The organism is Natrinema amylolyticum (assembly GCF_020515625.1).
In the GTDB taxonomy this organism is placed as follows: domain Archaea; phylum Halobacteriota; class Halobacteria; order Halobacteriales; family Natrialbaceae; genus Natrinema; species Natrinema amylolyticum.
This window is the reverse complement of the sequence record NZ_JAIWPJ010000004.1, coordinates 153,848-175,580: the sequence shown is the minus strand read 5'-3', so window position 1 is coordinate 175,580 and position 21,733 is coordinate 153,848. Positions and strand designations below refer to the sequence as shown.

The window sequence follows — 21,733 nt, the reverse complement described above, 5'->3', positions numbered from 1 at the left end:
GATCGGCTCGAATCGTGAACAACGCCCTTTCAGGAGAGGACGTGTTTCCGTTCGATCGAGCGAGTGAGGACTGTCGGAACCGGTGAACAATACTATGTGTCCTCCGGAGAAAGGAATGCTCGTGCAATCGCTCTCAGTATCGGGACCGTGGGACCTTCGGCTCGATCCCGACCGCGACCGACACGTCGTGGATCCGCCTGCCGACACCATCGACGGGACGATTTTCCTTCCCGGATCGACCGACGAATACGGCTACGGGACGACCGTCGACGATCGACCGCGGGACCACCTCCAACGGACGCATCGGTACGAGGGGCCAGCGTGGTACCAGCGCACCGTCTCCGTCCCCGAGTCCTGGGCGGACAAACGCGTGACGCTGACGCTCGAGCGGACCAGACCGACCGAGGTTTGGGTCGACGGGGAGCGCGTCGGCTCGCGAGTGTGCCTGAGCACCCCGCACGTATACGACCTCACCGAGGCGATCAGTCCCGGTGAGCACGAAATCGCCGTTCGAGTCGATAACGCCGACGACTCGATGGATCGATCGGGAGTCAGCCGATCGCACGCGAGCACCGAACACACGCAGACCAACTGGAACGGCATCATCGGGGACCTCCGGTTGGAAGCGACACCGCGAGTCCGGATCGAGAGCGTCGACCCGTTCCCGGACCCGAGCGATAACGCGGTCGACCTCGAGATAATCCTCGAGAACGCCACGGAGGCCGACTTTCGGGGGACCCTCTCAGTCGCTGCCCGAAGCGTGAACACCGGTGAGGTCCACGTCGCGGACACCACCGACTGCTCCGTCTCGGTCGGTGGTGATGATGGATCGGCGCCGAGTCGGACGACCTTCGAGTTCACGTACGATCTCGGACCCGACGCGCTCACCTGGGACGAGTTCTCCCCTGCGGTCTACGAGTTGACCCTCTCGCTCGAGACGGCGGACGAGAACGCCGCCGGCCACGAGTTCGAGACCACGTTCGGCCTCCGCGAGTTCGAAGCCGACGGCACGCAGTTCTCGATCAACGGGACGACGATCTTCCTGCGCGGTCGGACGGACTGCTGTGTCTTCCCCGACACCGCGTACCCGCCGACGACGGTCGCCGAATGGGTCGATCACATGGAGACCGCCAAAGCGTACGGCATCAACCACTATCGGTTCCACAGCTGGTGTCCCCCGGAGGCGGCCTTCGAGGCGGCAGACCGCGTCGGGATATACCTGCAACCGGAGTGTTCGCAGTGGAACAACGGCACCTCGCTTGCCGACGTCGCCGACTACGAGTACTACGAGCGGGAGGCCGAGCGAATTCTCGACGCCTACGGAAACCACCCCTCGTTCGTCTGCTTTACCCTCGGTAACGAAAATCGAGGCGATGAGGAGCGAATGACCGAACTCGTCCGCCACTGTCGAGCGCTCGACGACCGACGGCTGTACGCCTACGGGGCCACCTCGCCGCACCCGGGAGACGCTGACGACTTCTTTATCACCGCCAACGTTCCCGAAGACGCCGCGGCCAGTTACTGGGACGTCGATCGCACGCCCATCCGCGGGACCGGACACGTCAACGATTCTCCGCCGTCGACGGCCGTCGACTACGAGGACGAACTCGAACCCTACGATCTCCCCGTCATCGGTCACGAGATCGGCCAGTACCAGATCCACCCCGACTACGACGAGACGCGCAAGTATCGCGGCGTCCTCCGCGCTCGCAACCTCGAGCGGTTCGAGCGCTCGCTCGCCGATCACTATCTGGACGGCTCGGACGCGGACTTTCAGGCCGCGTCCGGCGCGCTCGCGATCACCTGTTACCGCGAAGACATCGAGGCCGCGTTCCGAACGGCGGGCTTCGGCGGCTTTCAGTTGCTCGGCCTCGACGACTTTCCCGGCCAGGGCACCGCGATGGTCGGAATCCTCGACTCCTTCATGGAGTCGAAGGGACTGATCGAGCCCCACGAGTGGCGTCGCTTCTGTAGCGCACGCGTCCCGCTCCTGTCGTTCGACCGGTACACCTTCACGACCGACGACGCGTTTACAGCCGAGTCGCTGCTCGCCAATTACGGCCCCGGACCGATCGCGGACGCGACCGCGACCTGGTCGATCGCCGACCTCGACGGCACGGAAATCGCTTCCGGCACCCTCGAGCGAGACGTCCTCGAGCAGGGGGAGCTGACGTCTCTCGGGACGATCGACGCCTCGCTCGATGCCGTCGATGCGCCCGCACGGGTCGAGGTGACGCTCACGATCGAGGGGGCGGAACTCGAGGACGGCTCCGCTGTCGATCTGCGGACGACCTACCCGATCTGGGTCTATTCCGAGACTCCCGAAATAGCCGCCGAAAGTGGTGAAATCACCGTTTCTCGACGCTTCGACGAGCGAACCCGCACGCGACTGGAGAACGGTGAGACGGTCCTCCTCCTTCCGGAGCCGAGCGCACTCCGATACGGTCTCAAGGGCTCGTTCCAACCGGACTTTTGGAACTACGAAATCTTCAAGCAAAACGGAAAGCCGGGGACCCTCGGAATGACGACGAACCCCGATCATCCGCTGTTCGACGCCTTTCCCACCGAAGACCACGCCGACTGGCAGTGGTGGCCGCTCCTACGCCACTCTCGGCCGATGGTTCTCGACGACGCGCCCGCCGACTTCGAACCCACTGTACAGATGATCGACACGATCTACCGAAACCACAAACTCGGCGTCTACTTCGAAACCGCCGTCGGCGACGGAACGCTCGCCGTCTGTACGCTCGATCTCTCCGGGGACGATCCCGCAGTCCGTCAGTTCCGCCGCAGTCTCGAGTCCTACCTCACGTCCGAGGCGTTCGATCCGGATACCGCACTCTCTACCGGCGTCCTCGACAGCCTCCTCAACGCCGGACGGGACGACGAGCGTGACTACGGGGACGACGCCGGCGCGTGGGTCGAACACGACTGACGGCCGTCCGACGGGTACCACTCTCTCGAGTCCGCTCGAGTCCCTCTCCGACGATCGCAGCGGTGAACGCCGCTCGAGCGACGAACGCAAAGCGGCGTTCGGCTCCGCCTTCGACCCTCCGCGACCGTTCCGTCGTCAGTCCTCGAGGACGTCGGCGTTCTCGAGATCGTAGTCCTGGAGGTAGTCGCGCTCGAGATCGACGAGGTCGGCGAACAGGTCGCGGGCCGCGTCGCGCTGGACGGTGACCAGCGGTTCGTTGAGGAACGCCTGGAAGGCGAGGTCCAGATCGCCGGCGAAGCCTGCCTCGACGAGCGTCTCCTGGTTGTGCACGGCCGTCAGGACCATCGACCGCACTTCGCGGGGGAGTTCGCCGGCGGTGATCGGCGCGACGCCGCCGCCGGTGATGACGGCGTTGGTCTCGACGACGGCGCCCGTCGGCAGGTCGGGCGTCTGCCCCCGATTCGGGTGGTTGACGTGGGTCTTGATCGGCTCGAGTCCCGAGAGCGCGCGCATGATATCGACGACCTCCTCGCCGGACTCGGTGAACTCGAACTCCTCGTCGCCGGACAGGTACCGCTCCATCTTCGCCGGCCCCTCGCTGTCGCCGGTGCGGGCGGAACTGGGCGTCAGCCGGATTCCCCAGCGCTGGATCTCCTCGGGTTCGTCGATGTCGAGGTACCAGGGAACGAACTCGGCGAGGTGACGGTCGCCCGCCGCGCCGAGCAGCCCGAACCGATCGTAGATATCGAAGGCGATCTGGTGGTGGTTCGTCCAGTAGGACTCGTCGTCCAGTTCGCCGGGTTCGAACCCCGGAATCGGTTTGCGCTCCTCGAGTTCGCGATCGAGGTACTGGAAGAGGTCGTGGCCGTGCCAGTACGCCTCGTCGACCCACGTGAAGTGGTTAATCCCCTTTACGTTCACGTCGATCTCGTCGGCCGTGACGTCGTCGGCGTCGTCGACATATCGTTCGGCGATGTCGGCCAGCAGCCGCTGGGTTCCAAACACCTCGTGACAGAGCCCGATGGCGTTGATATCGGGATACTCCTCGTAGAGCGCCCGCGTACAGACCGTCATCGGGTTCGTGTAGTTGATCACCCACGCGTCGGGACACTGCTCGCGGACCGTCGCCGCGATCTCGCGGTACTGCGGGATCGCTCGCAGCGAGCGCAGGGCGCCGCCGGGACCCACCGTGTCCGCGACGGTCTGGTAAATCCCGTACTCCTGTGGGACGTCGATGTCGTGGACGAACGTGTCTTCGACCGGGTCCTGAATCGAGCAGATGACGAAATCGGCGTTCGCGAGCGCGTCGTCGACGTCCCGGCGCGCCTCGAACGTCCACGCTCCGTTGGCGTCCGGCCGGTCTGCGAGGCCGTTCGCCAGCCTCGCGTTCTTCTCGGCCGCTTCGTAGTTGACGTCGTAGAGCGATACCGTCCCCGCGAGATCGTCACACTGGAGCAGGTCGTTGATGAGCGTGTGTGCCCACCCGTGGCTGCCGCCACCGATATAGCCGATCTTCACCGACGAACGTGGCCGTGACGAAGACCGGTCACCGAGTTGATGCATACGAACCGTACGGCGAGCGGGATACAAAGTAGTTGCGCCGTCTGCCGTCCGCTATCGACGGCTTAGAGCGCCGTCCCGATGATCGGTACTGTCGGCTGTGCGACAGCGTTCCCTCTTCCTTTGGTAGCCGCTATCGTGATAATACCACTCACGATGGGTCCGGCAGCACCGGACGAATCGAGAATCTCATCTGCTGCCCCTGAAATCGGAGAATTCGATTTCTCGAACGAGCCGCTACCGAAATAGCGGCTACTGTTTACAAACATATGAATGTAACTCCCACGACGGACGAACCCCTCTATCCGAACACGGTTCCGGTGCTCCCGGACGGTGTCTCGCGGCTCCACGCCGAAATGTGTCGGAGATGGCTTTCGAGCGGCGGTTATCGCCAGTTCCGTCCGTTCAGGCTATCCGTCCGATCATAACGGACGTACCGAAACTGCCCGTGACGAACCCGTTCCCGATCGTACGTACGAGACGCGAGCGGGTCGGTGACACGACTTCGGAAAAAAGGATATACTCGGTAGTGGGGCTTCAGAGCAGCCGATCGAGATCGGACTGGAGCTCCTCGTAGAGCGTTTCGGCCCGTCGCTTGTCGCCCTCCGAGAGACCGACGATCGGTTCGCGGACGGCACCGCCGTTGTAGCCCGCGAGCTCGAGTCCGTATTTGACCGCAGGGACGCTAATCGCGTCCGCGAGCGTGTTGTCCTCGCCGGTTTCGCTCCGGAACTGCTGGTACGGGACGGCCGCGTTCTGCAGTGCGCGAGCGCGCTCCCAGTCTTCGTCGCGCAGTGCCGTCAACAGTTCCAGTCCGAGCCGCGGTTCGAAGTTCGTCACGCCGGCAGTGAACCCCTCGACCCCCTGGATCCAGAACGACAGCGCGTGCGGTTCGGCCATTCCGTCGACCCAGACGACGTCGTCGTCACCGGCCGGGATCGCTTGGCCGAGTTTCACTGCGTCTGGGATGGCGTACTTGATCCCGGCCACGCCCTCGATCTCGGTCAGCGATACGAGGAACGGTACGGACGGTTCGAACCCGCGGACGTACGGGACGATTCCGGCCTCCGCCGCGTCCGCGAGCGCCTCGTAGTACTTGAGGAGCCCCTGTTCGTGAACGTAAGTGTGGTCCGGCGGCATGATCATCATCGCGTCGACGCCGATTCGGTCGTACGCGGCGATGAGCTCCCGTGCGGACTTCGTGCTCCCTCCGACGCCGGCGAGTACGCACGCGTCGTCGGACAGCGCCGAAACGCTCGTCTCGGTGATATCGATACGTTCCTGCTGAGACAGCGAGTGATACTCGCTGATGTTCGCACACGCGAGGAACGTCCCGAGGCCGTCGCTCGAGAGCGCCTCGGCGTTTGCGGCGAGTTTCTCGTGGTCGATCTCTCCGTCGTCGTCGAACGGTGTCAACAGCCCGGCTGCGACGCTCCGCAGTCCGTCCTGTAGCTTCTCGGACGCCATGATTCGAAATCGGAGAGCCACCTGATAAACGTATCGTCATCCCGTTCCCGATTCGGTATGGGAGGGCGAGACGACCGTCGATCTCGCTCTCGGATACTGCCGTTCGTCGGATCGGCGGCCCACCGAGCCGCGGACGCCGACGCCGATATCGTCCGGTGGGGGACCCCGTATTCGCCGCGTCGAAACCCGGCTCCGAACCCCGTCCGTCATCCGAACAATTATAGTCACATACGACAGACGGAACAGGTGTGAACGTCCTACTGACCGGTGCGTACGGACGGTGTGGTACCGCCATTATCGATCACCTTCACGACGAGCCCGACTACGACTTCACCTATCTCGATCTGGAGGATCCGGACGACGGTGCGGAGTACGGCTCCTACGATACCGTCGTCGCCGACGTCGCGGACGCGGCTGCCGTTCAGAACGCGGCCACCGACCAGGACGCGATGATTCACCTCGCCGGCTACCCCTTCACCGACGGCACGTGGGACGACGTTCATCAACCCAACATCATCGGGACGCTGAACGCTCTCGAGGCCGCCCGCACCCAGGAACTCGAGACGGTCGTGTTCGCCTCCACGAACCACGTGATGGGAATGTACGAGTCCGAGAACGCGCCCGACCTCTACCTCGGAAGTGAGGCCCCCTTCCAACTCTCCCACGAGGATCCGGTTCGACCCGACTCGTACTACGGCGTCTCGAAGAGCTTCGGCGAGGACCTCTGTCGATACTACGTCGAGAACTACGAGTACCCGAAACGAGCCCACGCGATCCGGATCTGTAGCGTCCGGATGCCCGAGTACGACCACCCCTACGGTGACGCCGAGAGCGGCGTCGAGGCCGGCGACTACGAGCGCGGGAGCGTCGAGTACGAACAGCAGGTCGCGCGGATGAAGGCCATGTGGCAGTCTCGCCGAGACTTCGCACACATGATCGACCGGTGTCTCCAGACCGACGATCCCGGCTTCGACATCTACAGCGGGGTCAGCGATAACGATCGCCGCTGGTACAGCATCGAAAACGCCCGGGAGACGATCGACTACGACCCCCAGGACAACGGCGAAACGTGGGACTCCCCGCCGGAGTGATACAGCGCGGGTCGACGGATATCACGTCACTCGGTGCCGAGACGGGCATTTCGCTGGTCCGCTAACCGCTCGTGAGATCGGTAGCCACTTCCCGAGGATTGCGCTGATCGAGGTCACTAACGCGTTCGCTACCCCGCGGGTATTTATTCCGGTCCGAACGCGCGAACTCTACCGATCCGAAGCTGATTTATAGTTGGACGGAACACTCTTTACTCGAAATGCAGACCCAGCATTCGGTTTCGTTAGACGAATCGAAAGAACTACTCGACGCTGCCGAAGCGAAAGCGAACGAACTCGGCGTTCCGATGAACCTCGCGGTAACGAACAACGAGGGGAACCTCCTCGCGTTCCGTCGCATGGACGGCGCGAAACTCGTCGCAGCGAGCATCGCACGCGACAAGGCCTACACTGCGGCTGCCGTCAAGAAGCCGACGGAGGACCTGAAGGAAGGATCCGAACCGGGCGGAGACGTATACGGACTCCAGTCGACGGACGACAATCGCGTCGTCACGTTCGGTGGCGGCGTTCCGATCGAGCGAGACGGTGAGGTCGTCGGTGCGGTCGGTGCCAGCGGCGGTGACGTTTCGGAAGACGTCGCGATCGCCAGTGCGGGCGTCGAAGCCTTCGATCCCTCCGAATGACGACTCGAGTCGGCGCTCCCAGCGACCGTCTTCGGGAGTAACCGACCGAAAGCCGATCGCCTCGAGCTACCGATCGATGCGGTTCCGACTGTCCACTGTGCGATCCGTGAGATCGAGGTCTCGAGTTGCTATCGGTCGATGTTCGAGTACGGTGCCGCCGTTCCTCGAGAGTCGCTGTCCGCATCGATCCGAGCGTGTTCCGTTCGGAGGGTATCGATCGCGTCGTCAGTCGAACCCGTCCGTACCGGGAAGCGACCGATTCTCGACGACTGCTTCGTCCAGTTCGATGCCCAGTCCCGGCTCGGTCGGGACGTCGATGTAGCCGTCTTCGATCAGCGGCTCGTCGCGTTCGAGCAGCTCGTCCCACCAGTCGACCTCGAGGGCGTGGTATTCGAGCACGTCGGCGTTGGGGACGGCCGCACAGAGGTGGACACAGGCCATCGTCCCGACGGGGCTACAGACGTTGTGCGGTGAGAAGGGAACGTACCGCTCTTCGGCGCGTTGAGCGATCCGCTTCGACTCCGCGAGGCCGCCACAGGTCGTCGGATCGGGCGTGATCACGTCGACCGCGTACTCGTCGATCAGTTCGCTCAGTTCGTGGATCCGGAACCGGTTTTCGCCCGTGGCCAGCGGCGTCTCGGTCCGCCGGGCGACTTCCCGTTGCGCGTCCGTCTCCTCCGGCGGGACGACGTCTTCGAGCCACATGAGATCGTAGGGCTCGAGTTTGCTCGCGAGACGGGCCGCGCTCTCGACCGTGTAGTCCCAGTGGCAGTCGAAGGCGAGATCGATCTCGTCGCCGACCGCCTCGCGGACGGCGTCGACGACCTCGACTTTTCGATTTAACGCGGCGTTGGTCAGCCGGCCGTTGTACGGATCGGGGTCGTTGTCTCCCTCCATGTCGAGGTCGAACTTGATCGCGTCGAACCCCATGTCGACGACGCGTTCGGCCTCCGCAGCGTAGGCCTCGGGCGTGTACGCTTCGGCGTCGGCGTACTCGGTAAACCCGCCTTCGTCGACCGAATACGCTTCGCCGGCGTGGCAATCACAGTAGATCCGGACCCGGTCGCGGTAGCGGGAGCCGAGCAACTGGTAGACCGGTAGATCCAGAATCTTGCCGGCGGCGTCCCACAGTGCGATTTCGATTCCCGACGCGGCGGTGACGACCTTCCCCGTCGTCCCCCCGTGACCCGACATCTCCTGGACGATATACCGGAACAGTCGTTCGACATCCAGCGGGTTCTCCCCGACGAGAAATCGGTTCGTGTACTCGACGAGTTCCGGGATCCCGCCGCCGCGGTACGCCTCGCCGATCCCCGTCACGCCCGCGTCGGTGTGGACTTTCACGAGGTTCCACTCGAAGTTCCCCTCGACGACCGCCGATTCGATCCCGGTGATTTCGACGTCCTGTCCCGCGGGTCGAGTGCTCGAGTGATTCGAGAAGTCCCTCATTGGGTACTCGACCCGGTTTCGGTTCCCTCGTCGGTTCCAGACGGGCGACGCTTTCGTCCGGTCTCGGTGTCTCCGTGGACATCGTTGCGGTCGGACTGAGCGATCAGTTGTGACTTCCGCCGCGCAATCACGCTCCGAATAGATGTCTCGAATCCGCCCGTACCGCTACTGCATATCGACATGGTCATCGCTACCGACGCTGTGAGTAAAACGCTATCGTTTATCACGGATGTGGAGAACTCGGGTCAGACGACCGACGGCAGTGACCGGTCGCGCTGACCGGTGGCCAACGGGTACGAGACGTCGTCGTCCGGCCGCCGATCGACTTCGACCCGGTCGGCTGACCGATATCGCTGCTCCGAAACCGGTCACGGTCTCCTGGATACTGTTAGCCTATTCGGTTAGACTATACTGGTATTCTCTTCCGTTATACTTGGGGTTTGGCAGTCGTATATCCGTTGCGGTGAGCCGTCTCGCTCAACAGAGAGTGTCTCAGTAATATGTCTGATTAGGTCAAATAAATATGCTATTGAGTTAGCCTATTCCATTAGATTGGATCTATTATCTGAATCGACTCAGTTTCGGGGTAGAACGAGTATCCCGTCACGTTGGGTCGTCTATTTTGACCTTCTGGTTGGCCTAACCGAATAACCTATTTGCTTCGGCTAATCAGTAGTCACCTCTGTACTCCCCCGAGCGAGTCTCGATCGCTGATCTAATCAGCTAGGCTATTTGATTAGGATGATCGATTATCCATCTCGACCGGTCGAGTTGCAGCCGACTCTGCGTTGTAGTCGGCTAGGGTGGTTGATGACCCTATTCGGTTCGATATCTCGGGTATCGGTGTCTGGGCTGCTGTAGTAGGACCTATTGTCTCGGCATGCTAGTTAGGCTCTTTGGATAGGCTCTTTAGTTAGACTGAACGATTGGCTGTTCCAGTATGTCTACCGGGGTCGTCGTGGGGTGCGGACTGAACTAGCAGTATATTTAGGCTAACTGGTTAGCCTATTCGATTGGTCGTTTCGGTCCGTCTACTGTGGCCGTATAATGGTACTGGATCTCCAGTATGATTAGGCTAATCGGTTAGGTTATTCAGCTCATCTATCCAGAATGTCTGTTGGCGGAGGGGGCCCGAGTGCCTCAAGGTCGATCGAAGATCGAACATCTTCGTGACTGAACGGAACGAAGCGACGCGGGAACGAAGTTTCCACGAGGTCAGCGGGACGGACGTCCCGCCAGGCTCCGCGAGGTCGTCGTCGTGCTCACAAATCGAAGATTTACGACATTACGAAACGGCTCCGTCGTTTCGAACGATTTCGTGCCGACTCAAGCGACCTCCGGAATCGTCCTGTCCGCGAAACCGTCGGTTTCGCTCAATGACGGGACACCTTCGGTGCCTCGAGCCACTCGCCCTCCAGTCGGTTTACTGCGATCACCGGAACGCAAGACTGAATCGGCAGTCTATTTGGGCTAACCGATTAGACTATCCAATTGGTGATGCCGGGCGAACCTTACGAGACCGTCGCAGACTGGGTCCTAAGCCGATATTCTATTGGCTTATCCGATTAGCCTAACCAGTTGTCTTCTCGAGTACGTATACCAAAGTATTATATTCGGAAAGACTAACCAACTCGTATGCTCACATATACGACCTACTCGGAGGCTGGCGGCGTCGGGAAATCGACGATCGGTGCGGCGCTGCTCGAAGCTCACGCCAATCACGGACTCGACGTGCTCGCGATCGACATGGATCAACAGAACGGCTCGCTCACCTACCTCCTCGACGTCGACGCGCCTCGAGACGACAGCCAGGCGGACAACATCGTTCGCCACCTGATCGATCGACCGAAGGGATCCTTCGAGGACCTCATCCGGGAAACGGAGCACGGCTTCGATCTCATCCCAAGCCACAACATGCTCGAGAACCTCGAGGATCTTCTGAACAGAGCACAGCAGATGGCCGACGATCTCGGCGAAGGTGACGACTTCGATCCGTACGATCGGCTCCGACGGGTGCTCTTGGAATCCGGTATTCCGGCCGAGTACGACGTGATCGTCGTGGATCCGCCGGCGACTGCGGGTCCCCACCTCTACAACGCCGTTTCGGCGACGCGAAGTCTGGTAATTCCCGTCGAGCCGACGGGGAAGGGAATGCAAAGCGTCCTCGGCTTGGAAGAACTCGTCGACGGCCTCGAGGATCGACTCGAGGCCGAAATCGGCGTCCTCTCGGCCGTTCCGAACGGGGTCGGTCGAACGTCCGATCAGGAGCGATACCTCACGGAGATTCGCGATCGAGGCTATCCCGCACCGGTCGCGATCCGCGAGCGATCGTCGCTCTTCGAAGGCTGTTGGGACCAACAGTGTCCGCCGCGACACTACGTCGAGGTGTACCGCGACCGACAACGCGATCACGAGATGGAAACCCTCGAGAAGATCGATCGGCTGGCGGCGGAGATCGAGGAGGTGAGCGACCGATGAAGAAGGGATCCGGGAGCGATCCGTTTGCGGACTCGGGAGACGAGGACGCCGCGGCGTCGCCCGTCGATGACGAGTCCGACTCCGAACCGGACGGCTCCGTACCGGACGAGGCGTCGGCTCGAGCGGAGGGCACTGACGGGAGCGATCGAGACGAGGACAGCGAGTCCGACGCGGACGATGCAGTGATTCAGGACCCGCCACAGGCCGGCGCTGGCGACGACGGCGTTCCCTGGGTCTATGTGCGCGATAACGTCAAACAGGACCGTGGAATGGTCCAGTTCTATCTCCGCGATTACGTGGTCGAGGCGGAGGACGAGTTCGTCGGTGCAGTCAGCGACGAACTCGGAACCGACGTTTCGAAGACCGACGTTCGGGAAGCGGCCTACGAGGCGGCGATGCACAACGTCGACGAGGTCGTCGATCGGCTGGAGGCCTGGGGCTTCGAATCGGAGTCCTAACTGCTCGATTTCGATCCAGTCTTCGGGCGATTAGCGGACGACCGTCCGACTACTCGCTTGCACTTCGTCGCTCGACCATCCCCGTGACGGTATACGAGAGCACGACATCGTCGTCCTGATTCAGAACCTCGATGTAGTTATCCACGTACCCTCGGTGCGGGTCGCTCTCGGAGCGGTGCTTGTCCGTCACCTCGAGGCGAAGAGAGAGCGTATCGCCCGGCGTGACCGGCCGCTCCCACCGCAGCTCGTCCGCGCTGCGCCCGCCCATGCCCGCCTGTTCCCCCAAGTAGTTCTCGACGAGCATTCGCATCGACATCGCGGCGGTATGCCACCCCGACGCGACGAGCTCGCCGAACGCCGATTCTTCGGCCGCCGCCTCGTCAGTGTGGAACGGCTGCGGATCGTACTGCTCGGCGAACTCGGTTATTTCTTCCTTGGTGACGTGATATTCGCCGAATTCCTCGGTCGCGCCGATCTCGATGTCCTCGAAGTAACGCATCGATCGTGAGGACGTCCAAGGGAGAGAAAAGAATAGCGGATCGATCGGGATAGCCGAGCGTCGCGCTCGCGCTGTGTCCGTACCCCTGCAGTCGCTCGTCACAGGGTGAGACGCACGGGTCGCTATGGTGTCGATAGATGTCCGTCTTCCGACCTGCCCAATCTCTATTGTCTCACGCGTCTCTTAGTCGAGATAGATGTTTCTCTGCGACTCATTCGGGCACTCCGGCCGGTTTTTCGGCGCGGCTATCCTCGGCGTCGCCCTGCTCGGCCTCATGTGCTGGACGGGAGCCGTGCCGTCGAGCCGCTGGAGAGCGGGTATCCGGCCGAAGACGACGTGACGGCGAACCGCGAGGGCTACATCGGCGACCGCGTCGTTCTCAGCGGCACGGTCGTCGAAACCGACCCCATCGTGATCGCGACACGAACCGGTGGCGACGGTCGATTTACCGTGGCGAACGCGGCCGACACCCTCCAGCAGTCGACAGCCTCCCTCGAGACTGATGACCGCGTGACCGCCTTCGGTACACTCGAGGACGAGTCTACCCTCGACGCGGATCGGACCGTCACCGACGATCTGTGGGGCTCCCTGTACATGGGTATCGTCTCGCTCATCGGCGGCTGCTGGGTTCTCGCCCGTCTCGTTCGCGGCTGGCGCGTCGATCGCGATCGGCTCGCGCTCGTTCCCCGAACCGAGTCACTGACCGGTGACGGCCACCGCGGGACCGCTCGGAGCGCGTCACCGGGAGGCGAATCGGTCGACGGCTCGAGCGAGGAGCACCGGAAGCGACCGGATACCGGTCATCACCACGATGGCGGTCATCGGTGATGCCCGACCTCCTCACACACGTACTGGTCGGTTACAGCATCGGGACGCTCCTCTCGTTCAGGGACGAGCGGATTCGGCCGGCGCAGGTAACGCTCGTCATGGTCGGTGCGCTCTCGCCGGACCTCAGAAAGATCGGACTGCTGATCCCGGACGCCTTCGTTGCGCGACTGGTCGGTGTTCCGTTCTCGTGGGCACCGTTACACACTCTCGGCGGGACCCTGCTCGTCGTCCTCTTCGGGTCGCTCTCGGTCGCGCCTGACTATCGACGGCAGGCGATCGCACTCCTCGCTCTCGGCGCAGTGTCCCTTGACCTCCTCCCGCGGCTGAAGACGCGGGAATCCCACCACGGGATTTCAGGCCGAGTGCAACGGCCCTGTGGTTTCAAGACGCATACGTTCCAAGCGTCAACTGCTGAGTTTCAGCATTGGCTTGGCTGTCTTGTGGCGCGGTCAAACGCGCCCCATCCTCAGCCGAGTCATCGTCGTTCGGGTGTTCTCTGGAACGACTCTCTCCACTGAGGTAGCGGTCTGCGATGTTTATCGCCCCGTTTACGTCGGCTTGGTACCCGCTCATCCAGCAGTCGTCGTTCGTGCATTTGAACGTCGCCTGCTTCGAGCGATACCCGACGTCACCGCACGCATGGCACACCTTCGACGTGTTGCGCGGGTTCACCGTCTCGACGGGAATCCCCTTCTCGACGGCCTTGTAGCGTATCTGCGCGTGGAGTTTGGCGAACCCCCATCCGTGAAGACGGCGGTTCATGTATTCCCCGTAGTCCATCGACTCCCGAATGTACGTCAAGTCTTCCAGAACTAGTACGGGATTCTCGACGGATTCAGCGTATTCCACGACTTCGCTGGTGACACGGTGGAATACGTCGTCTATCTGATTCCACAGGTCGTCGCCGAACGACTCGTCGATACGGTCGCTTCCGCGTTTTTGAAGCCGTCGCGTAGCGGTGAAGCAGGTCTTGCGTAGCCGACGAACGGTTTTGCCCTCGTCGGCCCACAGTTCGGGACGGGTCGGAGAACCGTGGCCGTCGCGGTGACACACCGTGACGAGTGACGCTTCTCCGATGTCCACTCCGATAGGCGTTCGTTCATCGGTGGACGCCTCGGAACAGTCCTCCACGTCGCGGGTCGCGGTGACGTGCAGATACCACGTCTCGTCCCGCTGAAACAGCCGACTCTCACCCATCTCCGCGTCTCCAGCGTTCACCGCTTCCAACCAGTCCCGCTGTTCGGGATTCGGCTGTGCTGGCATCCAGAGATGGTAGTCCTCGTGGTGTGGGATTTTGACATACCACTCGATAGCGTTCTCGGGTTTGTGGTCGAGGCGTAGTCCCTCGTTCGTGAATCGAACAGGGTGATCGTCGTGTAGGTCGCCCGCGTTGTACGTCGTCGTCAACTGCGGGACGTACTTCTTGAGGGCGTTTTTTGCGTACCCCGACAGGTCATAGGTGACCACCACGCCGTTCGCTTCGGTTTGGGTGGTACAACCAGCGTCGAACGCATCCTGAAGGGCCTGCTGGTAGGCGTCCTGCGTCTCGCGGAGTTTCCGCCGTTTGTGCGCGTTCGGGTCTACCAGTTTCAGTTCTAGCGTCTTCGTAAGTTCGGTCATTGGTCGTCTTCCTCGTGACGCTGGATGTAGTCCTGCACCGTCTCACTGGAGACGTGTCCCGCCGTTCCTGCGTAGTAGCCCCGCGCCCATCGAACCTTCTCGCCCTCGTTGTCGGCGTAGCGATGGTTGTATTTCCGCGAGGAAATCCCCTTGACCCAGTTGGCGAGAAGCGAGGGGGCGTGTTTCGGTGGGCTACTGACGAACAGGTGGATGTGGTCGGGTTGAACGGTCAGGTCGATTATCTCTACGCCCTTGTCGTCGGCGATTTCGTAGAGGATGTTTCGCACACGGTCGGCGACCTCGTTGACGAGTACCGACTGGCGGTACTCCGGCAACCAGACTATCTGGTAGTTGAGGTTGTAGGTCGCGTGCCGTGTGGTCTTCATCCGTGTTGCACACTATTATTTATTAGTGTATTAACACCTTCGATGAAGCGTGGGAAATCCAGTAATGGCGGGACTCGTGGATTGGCACACTATGCCTATCGCTTGACCTCCGCCTGAAGACGGAGGTATGCGCTATCGGTCTGTATCACGCCCTCGACGTCGCGTTGCTCTCGGCCACCGGGAGGGCGTATGCCGTCTCGTTTCCGTTTAGTACGTATCGGCCACCTTCCCTGGACCTCTATCTCAGTACTGATCGATGGCCCGCGGTCGTCTCGGGCATCCTCGCCGTCGGTCTCTGGATAGCGCGTCGGTACTGGTTCCCTAACCGACCGGAAACCTCGACGTAACAGTCTGAACTGTGGTGTTGATGTCTCTGTACGAACGAGATGTGAGCGAGCAAGGAATCGCTACCAGGACGTGATCGTGACCTCGCGCAGCGGCTCCGCGAGCGGGACGTCAATGGACCCGCCGGTGTAATGCGACAGGTAGAACGAGACGATAATTTCGAGCGATCGCGCGGCCTCGACACCGGGCGAGATGTTCTCTGCGTCGCCGTTCAGCACGTCTTCGACGTGGCGCGCAGCGTTCGCGAAGGAGCGCTCGTAGTCGTCGTCCCACGTCCAAGAGCCGTCGATTCCCGGGAGGTCGGTCTCGACGTGATCGCCGTCCTCGAGCGTCCAGTACCGCCATTCGCCGTCGTCGTTGTTCATGTACAATTTCCCCTCCGTTCCGATGAACTGGAGCGTCATCGACGAGATATCGCGGGGAATCGTACAGTCAACGGTGACGAACGTTCCGTCGTCCATAACGATGTGTCCGCCGCCGCCGGCATCGTCGACCGCCTGTGACACGTCGAGCGACTCGACCGCTTCGTTCTCACCAGTGACGTAGCCGCTGATCTGCTCTGCACGCGCGTCGAGCAGATAGACCAACGTGTCGAGCACGTGCGTCGAGTTACGCATGAGTTCCATGCGGTACTGCGTGCTGACCGAGACGACGTCACCGAGGATGTTCTCCTCTCGGACGAGCTCGCGAAGCCGCTGGAGTTTGGTCGTAAACCGGAACGAGTGATTGACGATCAGCTCGGTATCGGTCTCCTCGCAGACGCGGATCATCTCTTCGGCGGCGCTGACCTGTGAAGCGATTGGCTTCTCACACCAGATGGCGTCGGGGTCGGCGGCCGACCGAGCGGCGTCGATCGTGTGTTCGTGATGGAGATACGAGGGGGTACAGATCGAGACGACGTCGAGATCCTCCGCGTCGAGCATCGCCTCGTGGCCGACGTACCGTCGGTCGGACGGGATCCCCCAGGCCTCGCCGAACTGCTCGAGGGTCTCTTCGTCGACGTCCGCGACGGCGACGAGTTCGATCTCGTCCGTCGCGTCGTACCCGCCGGCGTGGCTGGCCTCGATTTTCTCCGTCCCGATAACCTCCTCGTCGTGCATTCCGAGGATTCCCATCCCCGCGATGCCGCCGGTTCCGATAATACCTGCCCTGTATGTCATGTGAACCACGCTCGGTAGCGAGAACCCGGGGCCGGCAGACGATCCGCAAGCACCGGACACGTACCTGTCCAATTCGTATCTCGCTTAATATATCTTTCACACCCTCGAGATTCGTCGTCCATCGTGGCACAACCCATGGTGTCGGGTTCGAGATTTGCTCGGATCCCGATCGCTACCGATGGAGGCGGCGTTCGTGGCCCTCGAGATCGCTATCGGCACGCCGATGCCGCTCAGGTGTACGGGAACGAGGAATACGCCGGCACGGAAATCGACAGTACGGACGCCGACCGTGAGCATATAGTCTTCGCGACGGAAGTCGTCCTCGAGGGGGAGCTATAGCTATTGATATATCGAAATACAGTTTATGACCTCTCTCGTTTCGGACGCTCTGTAACTCAAACATTTTCGTGACGAGAGGAGCGAAACAAGCGGGACGTACGTCCCACCGGACTCGGTGAGGTCGTCGGAACGTTGCGCCGACTGTAAGCGATTCCTCCGGAATCGCCCCGTCCGCGAACCGTCGGTTTCGCTCGATGGCGAGGCGCCGAAGGCGTCTCGAACCGCGTGACCTCGAGGCGGTTCACCCCACGCAGGCCAATGTATACGGTCGCTGCTGCCCGATCGGCCCGGTGTCGCGTCCGTCGACTCGATCACCGATCCGCACGACCTGGCCATCCGAAATCACTCGAGACGACGAAGCGGTGTATACCGCGTCTACGCCGACGCGAAAAATGGTCCGGACGTGCGAGGAGTCGCACCCGAAATTCGTGAAATGGGGGATCCGACCGCTCGGCGACGTCACGCACTGCGAAACGCCGCTGGATTCAAGGCGGTGTTTGTCATACTATACCACGGCTGCAGCACAGCCAATAGGGTCAGTCGTTTGCCACGCTTCGAGACGGCAACGGGATCCCCACAATCGTTGCCGTCTCTCCTGTGACTCCGTTCCGAACGACCGAACGGCGTTCCGCCGGTGTCTGTCGCCCCGATCGTCGACTCGGCAGCTGCCGGACCGGGTTCCGGAATTCGAGGTCGTCCTCGAGAGAGAAACCGGAGGCCGGCTCGCCGTAGACCACGGACCGTCTCCTCACTGCCGTTCTCACTCTCACGTCCGCGAGTTCTCGGAATCTCGGCCAACGGCTGGTTCTCCGAATCGATGACCGCAGCGAGTCCGGTAATTACGTGTTTTCCCTGTGGACATCGTCGAAAAACCGGGGCAGTCCTTCCGCAACACCAACGTTTATTTAGTGGTTGGTGGTAACAAGTGTCACGGAGGTGGGATAGACGAAACATCACGGACAACCCCGACACCCGATTCTCAACCGATCCAGCCACGTACCTGTGATGGTACACTGCGAAATCCACCGCTTTCCCTCCGTTCTTCGCCCGTCGAGATCGGAGCCGACCGAACCGCATTCAATGGAGTAGACGACTGTTTTCGGCGGAGTCCGTTTCTCCCGGATCGATCGTCGTGCGAAGAGGCATAGCAGTGGCCGAGCGTGAACGAACCGCGACCGACGGGACACGTTGTCGCCGTCCCGCATATCGGGCCACGGCCCCATACCCTCACGGACGGCCTCTCCCCTCGAGTCGACAGCGATACTGCAACTCTCGTCTCGAGCGTTGTGCCGTCGGGGAGACCACCTCGCAACGGCTGCTGTCCTGCGTAGGCATAAAGACGGTCGACGATGTAGCTCCGGTATGGCAGTGAACGACCAATGCCCGAACTGCGAGGGAGACGACGTGTGGCTCGAAGAACGAGCGCATCACATTCAGTACAGTTGCAACCAGTGCAACCACCACTGGAAACGCGACAAGGACACGTGAGGAGAGGCCGCACGGACGAGACTTCCGAACCGACGGTCGGGTCGGACTGTCACTGTATCCGACCCGCTCAGCAATTTCGGTGAGATTCGGCACGATAGTACTCGAACTGGAGAACCGGTTCGGAGGGACTCTCCTTGAGCCTGTGTCAGACAGACTGCCGCTGTTAGTGCTCCCGTTTGAGACCGCAGTGGACCGCAGCTGACTCGAGACGATAACACACTAAGGGTGTTATGTACACTGATGTGAGATGGCGTGTCAAAACAAACCGCGAGTGATACTCACGAGGGTTTATTTGACGAAACGGTGTCGCGCCGGAGGCGTCTTTCTCAGCCGTCGCCCGACTTCGTTCGAGACGAGAACCGGTCACCAAACCACTATAAGCGACCCGGACGATTGCTTCCGCATGGTAGCAACTGACATTCTCGTGATCGGCGGTGGACCCGGCGGTTACAGCGCCGCGATTCGTGCCGCACAGCGCGACTGCGACGTCACGCTCGTCGACCGGGACGGCGTCGGCGGAACCTGTCTCAATCACGGCTGTATCCCCTCGAAGGCGCTGTTGACCGCGTCGAATCTCGTTACCGAACTCGAGTCGGCGTCTCAGATGGGTATCTACGCGGAGCCGTTCGTCGACGTCGGGGAGATGATCGACTGGAAGGACGACGTGGTCGACCGGCTCACGGGCGGCGTCGAAAAACTCTGCAAGGCGAACGGCGTCAGCGTGAGAGAGGGAACGGCGCGGTTCGCGGCCGACCACACAGTCGAAATCGCTGCGACGGACGGCACTGTCGACGAGCTCGAGTTCGAAAGCGCCGTCATTGCGACCGGGAGCCGCCCGATGAGCGTTCCGGGGTTTTCCTTCGACGACGACCCGATTCTGAACTCTCGGCAGGCGCTGGCGCTCGAGGCCGCGCCGCGGTCGCTGGCCGTCGTCGGCGCGGGATACATCGGCATGGAACTCTCGACGGTGTTCGCGAAGCTCGGGACGGACGTCACGGTCGTCGAGATGGAAGACGACGTGCTCCCGGGGTACGAATCGGACCTCACCCGCCCGGTCAAGAAGCGAGCCGAATCCGTCGGCGTCGACTTCGAGTTCGGACAGGTCGCGGTCGAGTGGGAGCGAGAAGACGACGGGGAGGTTACCCTCCACACGGAAGGGACGGACGGGACCGAGCACGAGACGACCGCGGAGCGGATACTCGTCGCGATCGGTCGGGAACCCGTCTCCGACACGCTCGGTCTCGAGGCGATCGGACTGGAGCCGACCGACGGCGGATTCCTCGAGACCGACGATCGAACTCGGACGGCTCGCAATCACGTCTTCGCGGTCGGCGATGTCGCCGGCGAACCGATGCTCGCACACAAAGCGGTCGCGGAGGGGCTCGTCACCGCCGAAGTCGCGTCGGGCGGTGACGCCGCGCTTCGTGACGCTGCGATCCCGACGGCGGTATTCGTCGACCCGGAGATCGCTACCGTCGGCTTGACCGAAGCCGAGGCGCGCGACGCCGGCCACTCACCGGTCGTCGGCGAGTTCCCGTTCAACGCGAGCGGCCGAGCGCTCACGCTCGCGGAGACGGAGGGGTTCGTCCGCGTCGTCGCCGGGGAAGACACCGGCCGACTCCTCGGTGCACAGATCGTCGGTCCCGAGGCGTCCGAACTGATCGGCGAACTCGGAGTGGCGGTCGAGACGGGACTGACGCTCGAGGACGTCGCCGGCACCGTTCACATGCACCCGACGCTCTCGGAGGCAGTCATGGAGGCCTGCGAGAACGCGCTCGGGCAGGCGGTACACACGCTGAATCGGTGAGCGGCCGGACGGCTCGTTCGACGCGTCAGGGCTCGACGAGTACCTTGATCTGATCGCTCTCGGGATCGCGAAGTCCCTCGAACGCCGACTCGACGTCGTTCAGCGACACCGTCTCGGTGATCATCGGCTCGGGATCGATGCGACCGTCGTCGATTAGGTCCAACGCGGTCGCGAATTCCGACCGCGAGGCGAGCGGCCCGCCCTGGAAGCCGAAGGACCCGACGAGCTCCCGTTCCGCCTGCATGACATCGTTCGGATGAATCGGAACCTCCTCCTCGAACACGCTGAGCACGACGACCCGTTCGCCGTACGCGGTACTCCGGAGGGCGTCCGTCAGCGTCGCGGCCGTTCCGGCGCACTCGAAGGAGACGTCGACTCGGTCGGTCTCCCGCTGGATCTCCTCGACGGCGTCGACGGCGGTCGGATCGATGACGACGTCGGCACCGAGTGCCTCCGCGGCCGCTCGACGGGCCGCTCGCGGTTCGCTGACGTAGATCTCGCGCGCACCGGCCGCGGCAGCGCCTGCGACGACGCCGAGGCCGATCGGCCCGGCACCGAACACCGCAACGCGATCGGTGGGCTCGAGGTCCGATCGCCGAACACCCCGAAGCGAGACGCCGAGGGGTTCCGCGAGCGCGGCGTGGCGAAGCGACACCTCGTCCGGGACGGGGACGGCCATCGAGGACGGGACGACGATTCGATCCGCGAAGCCGCGACTGGCGACGACGCCGCCGTCCCCTCGCTCACAGAGGTGGTACTTCCCGGCCGCACAGTAGCGGCAGTCGTGGCAGGCAGTGACCATGTTCAGCGTGACTCGATCGCCGACGCGAACGTCGTCGACGGCCTCACCGACGTCCGAAACGGTGCCGGCGATCTCGTGACCCATCGGCTTCGGCAGGTACTCGTCCCAGTCCGACTCCGGAATCGAGTGGTCAGTCGCTTCGGCTCGGATCGGAACGGGTCCGACCTCGTACTCGTGCAGATCGGAGCCACAGATCCCCGTGTACTCGATATCGACCGCGACCGCGTCCGCCGAGACGGCGTGCTGATCGACGTCGTCGACACGGAGGTCTCCGGGCCCGTGCAGGTATACTGCATCCATTGTCCTGTCTACCCATACCACGTCCGCGAAGGTAAAGCTACGTGTCCGTAGAATGCCGTCTGCCGGTACTCGCGGCGGAA

General features: G+C 62.3%; 16 protein-coding genes and 1 pseudogene. 9 read left to right on the top strand and 8 right to left on the bottom strand.

Going from position 1 to position 21,733, the window contains the following annotated elements:
- The first annotated feature begins 115 nt into the window (after positions 1 to 115).
- A complete protein-coding gene (locus LDH66_RS19570) occupies positions 116 to 2,935 on the top strand; it encodes a sugar-binding domain-containing protein (RefSeq protein ID WP_226482769.1) in 2,820 nt (939 codons plus the stop codon).
- Between the two features lie 135 nt (positions 2,936 to 3,070).
- Here the strand turns inward: LDH66_RS19570 and LDH66_RS19565 are convergent, their stop codons facing one another.
- Together LDH66_RS19565 and LDH66_RS19560 are read right to left on the bottom strand one after the other, a co-directional pair.
- Complete coding sequence (locus LDH66_RS19565) at positions 3,071 to 4,498, bottom strand: family 4 glycosyl hydrolase (protein ID WP_226482768.1); 1,428 nt, start codon at positions 4,496 to 4,498, stop codon at positions 3,071 to 3,073.
- Positions 4,499 to 5,032: 534 nt separating this feature from the next.
- Positions 5,033 to 5,962, bottom strand: a complete 930-nt coding sequence (locus LDH66_RS19560; RefSeq protein ID WP_226482767.1) for a dihydrodipicolinate synthase family protein — start codon at positions 5,960 to 5,962, stop codon at positions 5,033 to 5,035.
- Between the two features lie 248 nt (positions 5,963 to 6,210).
- Between LDH66_RS19560 and LDH66_RS19555 the strand changes: the two genes are divergently transcribed.
- Both LDH66_RS19555 and LDH66_RS19550 read left to right on the top strand, forming a co-directional pair.
- Positions 6,211 to 7,053 carry an NAD-dependent epimerase/dehydratase family protein gene (locus LDH66_RS19555; RefSeq protein ID WP_226482766.1) on the top strand — a complete coding sequence of 281 codons (843 nt, stop codon included), beginning with the start codon at positions 6,211 to 6,213 and terminating at the stop codon, positions 7,051 to 7,053.
- Positions 7,054 to 7,271: 218 nt separating this feature from the next.
- A complete protein-coding gene (locus tag LDH66_RS19550; protein WP_226482765.1) occupies positions 7,272 to 7,694 on the top strand; it encodes a GlcG/HbpS family heme-binding protein in 423 nt (140 codons plus the stop codon).
- Positions 7,695 to 7,919: 225 nt separating this feature from the next.
- Here the strand turns inward: LDH66_RS19550 and LDH66_RS19545 are convergent, their stop codons facing one another.
- Complete coding sequence (locus tag LDH66_RS19545; RefSeq protein WP_226482764.1) at positions 7,920 to 9,143, bottom strand: mandelate racemase/muconate lactonizing enzyme family protein; 1,224 nt, start codon at positions 9,141 to 9,143, stop codon at positions 7,920 to 7,922.
- 1,635 nt (positions 9,144 to 10,778) lie between these two features.
- On the opposite strand from LDH66_RS19545, the gene LDH66_RS19540 reads away from it, so the two are divergent.
- The gene (locus tag LDH66_RS19540) at positions 10,779 to 11,621 is read left to right on the top strand and encodes a ParA family protein (protein ID WP_226482763.1); all 843 of its coding nucleotides are present in this window, start codon (positions 10,779 to 10,781) and stop codon (positions 11,619 to 11,621) included.
- On the top strand, positions 11,618 to 12,079 hold the full coding sequence (locus LDH66_RS19535; RefSeq protein WP_226482762.1) for a DUF7970 domain-containing protein: 462 nt from the start codon (positions 11,618 to 11,620) through the stop codon (positions 12,077 to 12,079). Before LDH66_RS19540 ends, LDH66_RS19535 begins: the two co-directional genes overlap by 4 nt.
- A 49-nt stretch (positions 12,080 to 12,128) precedes the next feature.
- On the opposite strand, the gene LDH66_RS19530 is transcribed toward LDH66_RS19535, so the two are convergent.
- On the bottom strand, positions 12,129 to 12,578 hold the full coding sequence (locus LDH66_RS19530; protein WP_226482761.1) for a MaoC family dehydratase: 450 nt from the start codon (positions 12,576 to 12,578) through the stop codon (positions 12,129 to 12,131).
- A gap of 276 nt (positions 12,579 to 12,854) precedes the next feature.
- Here LDH66_RS19530 and LDH66_RS19525 point away from each other — a divergent pair, with 276 nt between their 5' ends.
- Positions 12,855 to 13,406 carry an OB-like fold-containing membrane protein gene (locus tag LDH66_RS19525; RefSeq protein WP_226482760.1) on the top strand — a complete coding sequence of 184 codons (552 nt, stop codon included), beginning with the start codon at positions 12,855 to 12,857 and terminating at the stop codon, positions 13,404 to 13,406.
- Positions 13,406 to 13,723, top strand: a pseudogene (locus LDH66_RS19520) (metal-dependent hydrolase); the annotation flags it as partial. The gene LDH66_RS19525 and the pseudogene LDH66_RS19520, both read left to right, overlap by 1 nt.
- A 64-nt stretch (positions 13,724 to 13,787) precedes the next feature.
- On the opposite strand, the gene LDH66_RS19515 reads toward LDH66_RS19520, so the two are convergent.
- From LDH66_RS19515 to LDH66_RS19505, 3 genes are all read right to left on the bottom strand, one after another.
- Complete coding sequence (locus LDH66_RS19515) at positions 13,788 to 15,026, bottom strand: RNA-guided endonuclease InsQ/TnpB family protein (protein ID WP_226482759.1); 1,239 nt, start codon at positions 15,024 to 15,026, stop codon at positions 13,788 to 13,790.
- Positions 15,023 to 15,412 carry an IS200/IS605 family transposase gene (gene tnpA / locus LDH66_RS19510; protein WP_226482758.1) on the bottom strand — a complete coding sequence of 130 codons (390 nt, stop codon included), beginning with the start codon at positions 15,410 to 15,412 and terminating at the stop codon, positions 15,023 to 15,025. Before tnpA ends, LDH66_RS19515 begins: the two co-directional genes overlap by 4 nt.
- 407 nt (positions 15,413 to 15,819) lie before the next feature.
- Positions 15,820 to 16,917: a Gfo/Idh/MocA family protein gene (locus LDH66_RS19505; RefSeq protein ID WP_226482757.1), complete on the bottom strand. Its 1,098-nt coding sequence runs from the start codon at positions 16,915 to 16,917 to the stop codon at positions 15,820 to 15,822.
- A gap of 1,701 nt (positions 16,918 to 18,618) precedes the next feature.
- On the opposite strand from LDH66_RS19505, the gene LDH66_RS23015 reads away from it, so the two are divergent.
- Both LDH66_RS23015 and lpdA read left to right on the top strand, forming a co-directional pair.
- Positions 18,619 to 18,744, top strand: coding sequence for a hypothetical protein (locus tag LDH66_RS23015; protein ID WP_264182547.1), 126 nt, complete (start codon positions 18,619 to 18,621; stop codon positions 18,742 to 18,744).
- 403 nt (positions 18,745 to 19,147) lie between these two features.
- Positions 19,148 to 20,551: a dihydrolipoyl dehydrogenase gene (gene lpdA, locus LDH66_RS19500; RefSeq protein ID WP_226482756.1), complete on the top strand. Its 1,404-nt coding sequence runs from the start codon at positions 19,148 to 19,150 to the stop codon at positions 20,549 to 20,551.
- A 25-nt stretch (positions 20,552 to 20,576) separates the two neighbouring features.
- On the opposite strand, the gene LDH66_RS19495 is transcribed toward lpdA, so the two are convergent.
- Entirely contained in the window at positions 20,577 to 21,653 is a 1,077-nt protein-coding gene (locus LDH66_RS19495) for a zinc-binding dehydrogenase (protein WP_226482755.1), read from the bottom strand.
- Positions 21,654 to 21,733: the final 80 nt, after the last annotated feature.

Bases quoted from the DNA above. Each gene is read 5' to 3' on its own strand.
- LDH66_RS19570 (WP_226482769.1), top strand. From the start codon at position 116: ATGCTCGTGCAATCGCTCTCAGTATCGGGACCGTGGGACCTTCGGCTC.
- LDH66_RS19565 (WP_226482768.1), bottom strand. From the start codon at position 4,498: ATGCATCAACTCGGTGACCGGTCTTCGTCACGGCCACGTTCGTCGGTG.
- LDH66_RS19560 (WP_226482767.1), bottom strand. From the start codon at position 5,962: ATGGCGTCCGAGAAGCTACAGGACGGACTGCGGAGCGTCGCAGCCGGG.
- LDH66_RS19550 (WP_226482765.1), top strand. From the start codon at position 7,272: ATGCAGACCCAGCATTCGGTTTCGTTAGACGAATCGAAAGAACTACTC.
- LDH66_RS19545 (WP_226482764.1), bottom strand. From the start codon at position 9,143: ATGAGGGACTTCTCGAATCACTCGAGCACTCGACCCGCGGGACAGGAC.
- LDH66_RS19540 (WP_226482763.1), top strand. From the start codon at position 10,779: ATGCTCACATATACGACCTACTCGGAGGCTGGCGGCGTCGGGAAATCG.
- LDH66_RS19535 (WP_226482762.1), top strand. From the start codon at position 11,618: ATGAAGAAGGGATCCGGGAGCGATCCGTTTGCGGACTCGGGAGACGAG.
- LDH66_RS19530 (WP_226482761.1), bottom strand. From the start codon at position 12,578: ATGCGTTACTTCGAGGACATCGAGATCGGCGCGACCGAGGAATTCGGC.
- LDH66_RS19515 (WP_226482759.1), bottom strand. From the start codon at position 15,026: ATGACCGAACTTACGAAGACGCTAGAACTGAAACTGGTAGACCCGAAC.
- tnpA (WP_226482758.1), bottom strand. From the start codon at position 15,412: ATGAAGACCACACGGCACGCGACCTACAACCTCAACTACCAGATAGTC.
- LDH66_RS19505 (WP_226482757.1), bottom strand. From the start codon at position 16,917: ATGACATACAGGGCAGGTATTATCGGAACCGGCGGCATCGCGGGGATG.
- LDH66_RS23015 (WP_264182547.1), top strand. From the start codon at position 18,619: ATGGCAGTGAACGACCAATGCCCGAACTGCGAGGGAGACGACGTGTGG.
- lpdA (WP_226482756.1), top strand. From the start codon at position 19,148: ATGGTAGCAACTGACATTCTCGTGATCGGCGGTGGACCCGGCGGTTAC.
- LDH66_RS19495 (WP_226482755.1), bottom strand. From the start codon at position 21,653: ATGGATGCAGTATACCTGCACGGGCCCGGAGACCTCCGTGTCGACGAC.